The organism is Massilia sp. SYSU DXS3249, assembly GCF_053668055.1.
Genome location: NZ_JBSIPX010000014.1, coordinates 143,201 through 152,538 on the forward strand (window position 1 = coordinate 143,201; position 9,338 = coordinate 152,538).

The following is a 9,338-nucleotide window of genomic DNA, read 5'->3' on the forward strand; positions in this document are numbered from 1 at the left end:
CTGCCCCTTTCAAATGACACCGACGCCATGACCCAGCCGACCCGCAAACAGGCCGCTCCCTGCGGCACCTGGACTTCCCCGATCAGCGCCGCCGTGGTGGCGGCCGGCGCCACGCCGCTGTCGCACATCGCGCTCGACGGCACGGACGTGCTGTGGCTGGCCGGCCGCGCCAGCGAAGCGGGCCGCATGACCCTGCAGCGCTGGCGTACCAGCGATGGCGCCGAGGCCGTCGCCGAGCCGACTCCAGCCCCGTTCAACGTCCGCACCCGCGTGCACGAGTACGGCGGCGGCGCGTATGCGGTGGACAAGGGCACGGTCTGGTTCTCGCATTTCGCCGACAACCACCTGTACGGGGTCGAGGCCGGGGGCGAGCCAGCCATGATCACGCGAGAAGAAGCCGTGCGCTACGCCGACTTCGTGCCCGACCGCGCCAGGAATCGCCTGATCGCGGTGCGCGAAGACCACCTGGCCGGCGAAGCCTATCCGGTCAACACAATCTGCGCGGTCGGCTTCGATGGCCGTGAAACCATCCTCGTCGACGGCAACGATTTTTATGCGGCGCCGCGCCTCTCTCCGGATGGGCGCCAGCTGGCCTGGCTGTGCTGGGACCATCCGCGCATGCCCTGGCAGGGCACGGAATTGTGGGTGGCCGACATCGCGCAGGACGGCAGCCTGGTCGACGGCCGCCTGATCGCCGGCGGCCTGGACGAGTCGATCTGCCAGCCCGAGTGGTCGCCCGGCGGCCTGCTGCACTTCGTGTCCGACCGCAGCGGCTGGTGGAATCTGTACCGCTTCGAAGACGGCGTGGTGCATCCGCTGTGCCCGCGCGAGGCGGAGTTCGGCGGCCCGCACTGGAGCTTCGGCGGCTCGATGTACGGCTTCCGGTCGGACGACGAAATCGTCTGCACCTATATCGAGGACGGCGTCAGCCGCCTGGCGCGCCTGTCGACGCGCGGCTGCACGCTCACGCCGATCGAGACGCCGTACGAGGAAATCCGCGAGCTGCGCGTCTCGGCCGAGACGGTGGCGGTGCTGGCCGGTTCGCCGACGATGGCGCTGGAGCTGGCCCTGCTCGATCCGGACACGGGCAAGCGCCGCATCCTGGTGCAGTCGAGCACCAACCTGCCCGAGGTGGCCTACCTGTCGGTGCCGCGCAGCATCCGCTACCGCAGCGCAAACGGGCGCACCGCCTACGCCTTCCATTACGCACCGGCCAATAAAGATTTCGAAGCGCTGCCGGGCGAGCTGCCGCCGCTGATCGTGATCGGCCACGGCGGCCCGACCGGGATGGCGACCAGCACGCTGAAGCTCGCGACCCAGTTCTGGACCAGCCGCGGCTTCGCCGTGCTCGACGTGAACTACGGCGGCAGCACCGGCTTCGGGCGCGCCTACCGCGACCTGCTGAAAGGCCAGTGGGGCGTCATCGACGTCGAGGACTGCGTGGCCGGCGCGCGCCACCTGGCCGACAGCGGGCTGGCCGACCCCGAGCGCCTGCTGATCCGCGGCAGCAGCGCCGGCGGCCTGACGACCCTGTCCGCCCTCACCTTCCACGACGTGTTCAAGGCCGGCGCCAGCTATTACGGCGTGTCCGACCTGGCGGGACTCGACGCCGACTCGCACAAGTTCGAATCGCACTACAACGAATACCTGATCGCTCCCAAGCCAGAGGCGGACAAGGTCTACCGCGCACGCTCGCCGATCCACCATACCGATGCCTTGAAACGCCCGATGATCTTCTTCCAGGGGCTCGACGACAAGGTGGTGCCGCCCCAGCAGTCGGAAACGATGGTGCAGGCGCTGCGCGAGCGCGGCGTGCCGGTCGCCTACATCACGCTCGAGGGCGAAGGGCATGGCTTCCGCAAGGCCGACAGCGTGGTGCGCACGCTGGAAGCGGAGCTGGCGTTTTATCTGCGCGTGTTCGGCATCCCGGCGCCGCAAGGATTGCCGTCGCTCGAGATTGAAAACCTGGTTGCATGAGCGAAGCAGACCTGATCGACTCCTTCGCCGCCTGCAGCGCGCACCAGAAGCTGATCCTCGGCCTGCTCGCGCTGGCGGGCGAGCCGTTCGGGCGCACGCGCCTGCGCGAGCACCTCGAGCCGCTCGGCGAGTTCAGCTCCGAAGACGCGCTCACCATTGAACTGGCCCAGCTGCGCGAGCGCGGCCTGACCAACGAACTGGCCTCCCGCGGCACGGTCGCCATGCCGGGCGTGGCCTGGCCGGCCATCGACTCCCTGCTGCGCACAGGCCGTTTTACGGAAGTGCGCGAAGTCTTCGAGACGGTCAGCCCGCTGCGGCGCGACTGGCAGGGCAACCCGGTGCTGCGCAGCTACCGGCAAGGCCTGTCACTGCTGCGCATGGCCCTGATCGGCGGCGACGGCCCGCGCACGGTCATGCCGCTGCTCGACGCCTGCCTGCGCTGCCACGAGGCGGCCTACCTGCACCCGCTGGTCGACATCTGCGCGCGCCCCTTCGAGCCGGACCTCGTCGAGCGCATCAACCCGGCGCTGCGCGACGAGGTGCTGGCGACCCTGGTCAACCACGCCCAGCGCGAGCCGGCCAGCGCGCCGGCGATCCGCAGCTACGCCGAGAGCGTGGCCGCAGGCGGCAACGTCGCCATGGCGCTGCGCGTGGCGCTGGCCGAACATTTGGTCCTGTGCGGGCGCCTCGACGACGCCGGCGCCCTGCTGGTCGACGTGGACGACTCGACCGCCCTGTTCTTCCGCAGCGTGCTGCTGCTCCTGCGCGACCATATCGACGAGGCACTGGCCGGCTTCGACGCGGCCCTGAAACTGCTGCGCAGGGAAACCGGCAAGCGCAAGATGGTGTTCGCCGGGATCGGCGGCCACCTGTATGTCGCCGCCCTGCTGCGCCGCGCCGACGCCAAGCACCAGAAGGCCGTCGAGAGCTATCTCGACAGCGCCACGCGCGCCGTGCAGAGCCACGACACGGCCGTCTATCAACAACTGAGCATGCTGCGCCAGATCCGCGGCGGCACGGTCGACGCCGAGGTGCTGCCCTCGCGGAACTGGGAGACGGCGCTGCAGCCGATCATGTTCCGCGCCCTGCTGCACTGGTGGCTGGGCATGCCGCAACTGGCGCAGCAGCGTGCCCGCCTCGAGGAGGCCCTTACCGCATCCGAGGCGGCCGGCTTCGATTTCCTCAGCGCCCAGCTGGCCGCCCTGCTCGGGCAACTGGGCAGCATCGGCCACGAACAGCGCGCGATCGCCCTGCGCCAGCGCGGCCGTTTTACGGACATGACGCACTGGTTCGAGCGCGAGCAGCCCTGGGAGCGCCAGCTCAATGCCCTGATCAACCTGCAGCCGGCCGTGAACGTGGAGGTAGTCAAGGAATCGCGCCTGGTCTGGCTGATCCGCTACGACCCGCACCTCGGCGTGCAGGAAATCGAACCACGCGAACAGAAGCGCGACGCGCAGGGCGCCTGGAGCCGGGGCCGCCCGATCGGCCTGAAACGCCTGCTCGATGCGGCAGCCACGCTCGACTTCCTCACCGCCCAGGATTTACTGGTGGTGTCGACCATCGGCGCCGCGCGCCAGTACTACGGCAGCGGCCTGCGCTACGAATTCGACCTGGATAAAGCCCTGGCGGCGCTGATCGGCCACCCGCTGCTGTTCTGGTTCGATGCGCCCGGCACCCGGGTCGAACTGCTGCCGGGCGAGCCGGAGCTGCTCGTCAAGGCCGCGCGCGAGCACGTGACCATCACCCTGAACCCGCCGATCCGCGAGGGCGCCGGCGACGTGGTCGTCACGCGCGAGACGCCGATGCGCCTGCGCGTGGTGCGCATCCGCGACGAGCACCGCCGCATCGGCGCCATCGTCGGCGAGTCGCTGGTGGTGCCGCTGGAGGCCGAGGTGCGGGTGCTGCAGGCGATCGGCGCGATTTCCTCGATCGTCACCGTGCAGTCGGACATCGGCGTCAGCGCAGCCGACATCGAACGTATCGCGGCCGACGGCCGCCTGCACGTGCACCTGCTGCCCTACAACCAGGGCCTGCGCATGCGCATCCTGGTGCGCCCGCTGCCCGATACCGGCGCCTATTACGCGCCCGGCAGCGGGGCCGAACGCGTGATCGCCGATTTCAACGGCGTGCGCACCGAAGCGAAGCGCGACCTGAACGCCGAGCGCGAAGCCGAGCGCCAGCTGGTCGCCAGCTGCCCCGCGCTGGAAGGCGCCGAGGAAGAGCACGACGAATGGCTGCTGGGCGCGCCGATCCACTGCCTGGAACTGGTGAGCCAGCTGCAGGAACTCGACCCGAACCAGGTCGTCATCGCCTGGCCCGAGGGCGAGCCCTTCCGGGTGAGTAAAAAAGTCAGCTCGAAATCCGTGCGCCTGACCATCAAGCGCGAGAAGGACTGGTTCGCCGCGAACGGAGACATCGTCGTCGACGAGGGCCGCGTACTCGACCTGCGCGAACTGCTGGAAAAGGTGCGCACCGGCGACGGGCGCTTCGTCGCGCTGGGCGACAACCAGTTCCTCGCGCTCACCAGCGAACTGCACCGGCGCCTGATGGACCTGGCCGCCTATACCGATGCGAACGAGGAAGCGCTGCGCGTGCATCCGCTGGCCAGCTTCGCGCTGGAAGACCTGGCATCGGATGCGGGCAGCGTCGACGTCGATGCCGCCTGGCGCAAGCACCTGAAAAAAATGGCGGAGAACGCCCAGTACGAGCCGCGCCTGCCGTCCACGCTGCAGGCCGAGCTGCGCGACTACCAACGAGAGGGTTTCGAGTGGCTGGCGCGCCTGGCGCACTGGGGCGTGGGCGCCTGCCTGGCCGACGACATGGGCCTCGGCAAGACGCTGCAGGCGCTGGCCCTGATCCTGCTGCGCGCGCCGAACGGCCCCACCCTGGTGGTGGCGCCGACCTCGGTCTGCACCAACTGGATCGCGGAAGCCGCGCGCTTCGCGCCGACTCTGAACGTCAAACTGTTCGGCCCCGGCGAGCGCGCGGCGATGCTCGACGATGCCGGCCCCTTCGATGTGATCGTCGCCAGCTACGGCCTGCTGCAGCTGGAAGCGCCGCTGTTTGCGAAAAAACGCTGGCACACGATCGTGATGGACGAGGCGCAGGCGTTCAAGAATGCGCTGACGCGGCGATCGCAGGCGGTGATGGCGCTGCAGGGCGACTTTCGCATGGTGGCCACCGGCACCCCGCTGGAAAACCACCTGGGCGAATTGTGGAACCTGTTCCGCTTCATCAATCCGGGCCTGCTCGGCACCGCCGACCAGTTCCAGTTGCGCTTTGCCGGCCCGATCGAAAAGGCGCAGCAGGACAAGAACTACGACAAGCGCGCCGAAGCCGGCGCCCGTGCGCGATTAAAACGGCTGACGCAGCCCTTCATCCTGCGCCGTACCAAGAGCGCGGTGTTGACCGAGCTGCCGCCGCGCACCGAGATCGTGCTGCCGGTGGAATTGACGCCGGAAGAGACGGCGCTGTACGAATCGCTGCGCCGCGAAGCGCTCGATAAACTGGCCTCGCTGGAAGCGCCGCAGAGCCAGAAGTCGATTGCCATCCTGGCCGAGATGATGCGGCTGCGGCGCGCCGTCTGCAATCCGGAGCTGGTCGCGCCCGGCCTGGGGATCGCCAGCAGCAAGCTGGCGGCCTTTGCGCACCTGCTCGACGGCCTGCTGGAGAACCGCCACAAGGTGCTGGTGTTCAGCCAGTTCGTCGACCACCTGTCGCTGATCCGCAGGCACCTGGACGCGCGCGGCATCGCTTACCAGTACCTCGACGGCGCGACCCCGATGCAGGAGCGCAAAAAGCGGGTCGACGCCTTCCAGGCCGGAGAGGGAGACCTGTTCCTCATCAGCCTGAAGGCGGGCGGGGTCGGCATCAACCTGACGGCGGCCGACTACGTGATCCACATGGACCCGTGGTGGAACCCGGCGGTGGAAGACCAGGCCTCGGACCGCGCGCACCGCATGGGCCAGCAGCGCCCGGTGACGATCTACCGGCTGGTGGCGCGCCACACGATCGAGGAAGGCATCGTCGAGCTGCACCGCCACAAGCGCGACCTGGCCGACAGCCTGCTCGAGGGAGGAGACGTGGCGGCGCGCATGTCGCCGTCGGACATGCTGGCGATGCTGCACCAGGGCCTGGGAGCCTCTGGTATTGACAGGCGATCCATGTGATGATGCCGCTTTTTTTTACGGATCGGCACCATGGAAGAACAGAACGCGCTCGCCCAGCCTGGCGCAAGCCCCAGGGCCCAGGTCATCGGCCTCAAGTCGTGGCTGGCCTATGCCGGCGTGGCGGCGCTGGCGGTGATCCTGTTCGGCGTGCTGCTGCCCCTGGCCTTCCTGTGGCACGATCTGGCCGCGCTCGCGGTGCTGGTGCTGTCGGCGCTGCTGGTGGCCTACGAATTCCTGCTGGTGCGCAGCGTGCAGCTGTATCTCGACGACCTCGGCGTGTGGGTGCATTCGGGCGTGCTGCCCTGGAAGAAGGGGATCGCCGGCGTGAAGTGGCGCGACATGGACGAAGCCATCTTCGTGAACGGTTTCAAGAGCTGGCTCACGCGCTCGTACACGATCCGCGTCCGCCACCGTTTCACCCAGGGCAGCGAGATCGTCCTGACGAACATCGCACGCGGCAAGGACGCGGTCGCCCTCATCAACGCACGCCACCAGGAGCTGATCCGCTCGGGCGTGATCGACTGATGGAGGCGCTGGAAGCCATCGCTTTCGTGCGCGCGCATGGCGTCGTGCTGGCCTCGGCGCGCGGACCGGTGCCGACGCTGACCGAGCACATCGCCGGCGAACCGATCCGCGGCAGCTGGTGGGGGCACCCGCAGGGTAAACGCATCTTCGCCGCGCTGCAGGCGGTGGGGCAGGATGCCGACATCCTGGTCTGCCGGCTGGTCGACGGCAAGATCACCTTCGTGCACAGTCGCCTGTGGCCCGCGCTGGCCGCGGCCGCGCCGCTGTTCGAGCCGGCGCGCCTGGCGCGCGTGAAGCAGGAGCACACGGCGCGCGGGCATCACACCAACGAGGAGGTCCCCTTCCCCGACTGGCTGCCGCCGGACGTGGCGCAAGCGGCCCGCCTGCTCGACCCGCAGGCCGCACTGGCCGCGCTGGGCCCAACATTTGTTACAAACCCGGGGCAGCGCAAGGGACGCTAACAATGCTAATCTGGCGCGCTGTCGCGCTCGATCACAGCGCGCCGCCCACCCGACTTTTTTATCTTTACGGGCCGAATACATGATGAAAACGAAACTCGCGCTGGCAGCCCTCATCGCCAGCCTCGCACTGGCGCCTGCTGCGGCCAAAGAGACCAGGAAATCCTCGAAGCCGAAAGCGGCCAAGGTCGTCGCCAAGGCGGGAAAAACGAAAGGCTCCGCCAAGCGCGTGGCCGCTCCCAAGGCCAAGGCGAACGCCAAGGCAGACAAGAAATCGAAAGGCAAAGGCAAGGCTGCTGCGGTCGCGGCGACGGCTGCCGCCGCCAGCGCCGCCGCCGCAAGCGACAAGGTGCGGGCGCCGGCTCCCGCGAGCAGCGAAAAACGCCTCGACCGCCGTGCCGATTCGCTGGCCATGCAGTACCTGACGGCGCTGTGGCGCGTCGATCCCGAAGGCGGCATCGCGGCCGGCAAGTTCGACGTCGCCGCGAACCTGACCATCCCCGACGACGCGACCCGCGCGAAAAAGCTCGCGTTCGCCACCGAGTGGCTGGAAAAATTCGGCAAGATCGACAGCCGCCAGCTGTCGCCGCGCCAGCGCACCGACCTCGCGCTCCTGGTCAACAAGCTGGAAACGGACCGCTGGCGTTTGACGACCTTCCGCGAATTCGAGTGGAACCCGTCGCTCTACAACATCGCCCAGCCGCTCGACCTGATCCTCAATACCGAGTACGCGGCGAAACCGCAGCGCCTGCGCACCATCCTCAAGCGCCTGGCCAACGTGCCGGCCTATTACCAGGCGGCCCAGGGCAGCATCGTCAACCCGACCCGCGAGCACACCCAGCTGGCGATGGCGCAGGCGCCGGGCACCCTGGTCGTGCTGGCCGACCTCGGCCAGGCGGCGCAGAACTCGATCCTCAACGTCCAGGAAAAGGCGATCTTCGCGCAGCGCATCGCCAACGCCGGCACCGCCGTGCTGGCTTACGTCGACTTCCTGACCAGGCTGGAAGCGGAGCAGGCGCAAAGCGGCAAGGCACGCCCGTTCAGGATCGGCAAGGCGCTGTACGAACAGAAGTTCGCGCTCGAAATCCAGTCGGCCAGCAGCGCCGAGCAGACCTTCCGCAAGGCCCTGGCCACGCGCGAAGAACTCCTCACGCGCATGAACGCGATTGCGGACGAACTCTGGCCGCGCTACATGGCCGGCACCAACAAGCCGCAGGACCGCTTCCAGAAGATCGGCATGCTGATCGATAAACTGTCGGCCCGCCACGTCGCGCGCGAAAACTTCTTCCCCGAGATCCGCCGCCAGATTCCGCTGCTGCAGGACTGGGTGATCAAGAACGACCTGCTCACGCTCGACCCGGACAAGCCGCTGGAAGTGCGCGAGACGCCGATGTACCAGCGCGGCGTGGCCGGCGCCAGCATCGACGCGCCGGGCCCGTATCGGCCGAAGGACAAGACCTGGTACAACGTGACGCCGCTCGACGGCCTCTCCGCGGAACAGGCCGAGAGCAGCCTGCGCGAATACAACGAGTGGATCCTGCAGATCCTGAACATCCACGAGGCCATCCCCGGCCACTACGCCCAGCTGGTGCACGCGAACCGTTCGCCGTCGCTGGTGAAGTCGCTGTTCGGGAATGGCGCGATGGTCGAGGGCTGGGCCGTGTACGGCGAGCGCATGATGCTCGAGTCGGGCTACGGCGGCAATTCGCCCGAGATGTGGCTGATGTACTCGAAGTGGAACCTGCGCAGCGTCACCAACACCATCCTCGACTACTCGGTGCACGTGCTCGGCATGGGCCGCGAAGAGGCGCTCGACCTGCTCACGCGCCAGGCCTTCCAGACGCGCCAGGAAGCGACGGAGAAGTGGCGCCGCGTGCAGCTGTCGTCGGTGCAGCTGACCAGCTACTTCAGCGGCTACGAGCAGATCATGGAACTGCGCGAGCAGCGCCGCCAGGCGCTGGGCGAGCGCTTCAACCAGAAGCAGTTCCACGACCAGTTCCTCAGCTATGGCAACGCGCCTGTCAAGATGATCGGGGAACTGATGCGCGATTGATCGACAGCGTTACTTGCATCAAGCCGGGGCCGCGTGAACTGACCCCCAAAAGTTGGACACAACTTTTGGGGGTTTTTCATGACGAAGTACGACGAGCGTTTCAAGCTCGAAGTGGTTCAGGAGTATCTGTCGGGAACTGCGGGCCATAAGCGTGTG

The 9,338-nt window shown here is 67.9% G+C and carries 5 protein-coding genes; all 5 read left to right on the plus strand.

Annotated elements, in window-relative coordinates:
- Positions 1 to 27 precede the first annotated feature (27 nt).
- The 5 genes from ACWCIA_RS16735 (at position 28) to ACWCIA_RS16755 (ending at position 9,182) form a co-directional block, all read left to right on the plus strand.
- Positions 28 to 1,977, plus strand: coding sequence for a dipeptidyl-peptidase 5 (locus tag ACWCIA_RS16735; protein ID WP_454165076.1), 1,950 nt, complete (start codon positions 28 to 30; stop codon positions 1,975 to 1,977).
- Positions 1,974 to 6,146, plus strand: coding sequence for a DEAD/DEAH box helicase (locus ACWCIA_RS16740; protein ID WP_454165078.1), 4,173 nt, complete (start codon positions 1,974 to 1,976; stop codon positions 6,144 to 6,146). Before ACWCIA_RS16735 ends, ACWCIA_RS16740 begins: the two co-directional genes overlap by 4 nt.
- 30 nt (positions 6,147 to 6,176) lie before the next feature.
- The gene (locus tag ACWCIA_RS16745) at positions 6,177 to 6,671 is read left to right on the plus strand and encodes a hypothetical protein (RefSeq protein WP_454165080.1); all 495 of its coding nucleotides are present in this window, start codon (positions 6,177 to 6,179) and stop codon (positions 6,669 to 6,671) included.
- Positions 6,671 to 7,132, plus strand: a complete 462-nt coding sequence (locus tag ACWCIA_RS16750) for a hypothetical protein (protein ID WP_454165082.1) — start codon at positions 6,671 to 6,673, stop codon at positions 7,130 to 7,132. Before ACWCIA_RS16745 ends, ACWCIA_RS16750 begins: the two co-directional genes overlap by 1 nt.
- A gap of 79 nt (positions 7,133 to 7,211) precedes the next feature.
- Entirely contained in the window at positions 7,212 to 9,182 is a 1,971-nt protein-coding gene (locus ACWCIA_RS16755) for a DUF885 domain-containing protein (RefSeq protein WP_454165084.1), read from the plus strand.
- Positions 9,183 to 9,338 lie beyond the last annotated feature (156 nt).

Excerpts from the sequence above, each read along its gene's own strand:
- ACWCIA_RS16735 (WP_454165076.1), top strand. The coding sequence starts at position 28 with ATGACCCAGCCGACCCGCAAACAGGCCGCTCCCTGCGGCACCTGGACT.
- ACWCIA_RS16750 (WP_454165082.1), top strand. The coding sequence starts at position 6,671 with ATGGAGGCGCTGGAAGCCATCGCTTTCGTGCGCGCGCATGGCGTCGTG.
- ACWCIA_RS16740 (WP_454165078.1), top strand. The coding sequence starts at position 1,974 with ATGAGCGAAGCAGACCTGATCGACTCCTTCGCCGCCTGCAGCGCGCAC.
- ACWCIA_RS16745 (WP_454165080.1), top strand. The coding sequence starts at position 6,177 with ATGGAAGAACAGAACGCGCTCGCCCAGCCTGGCGCAAGCCCCAGGGCC.
- ACWCIA_RS16755 (WP_454165084.1), top strand. The coding sequence starts at position 7,212 with ATGATGAAAACGAAACTCGCGCTGGCAGCCCTCATCGCCAGCCTCGCA.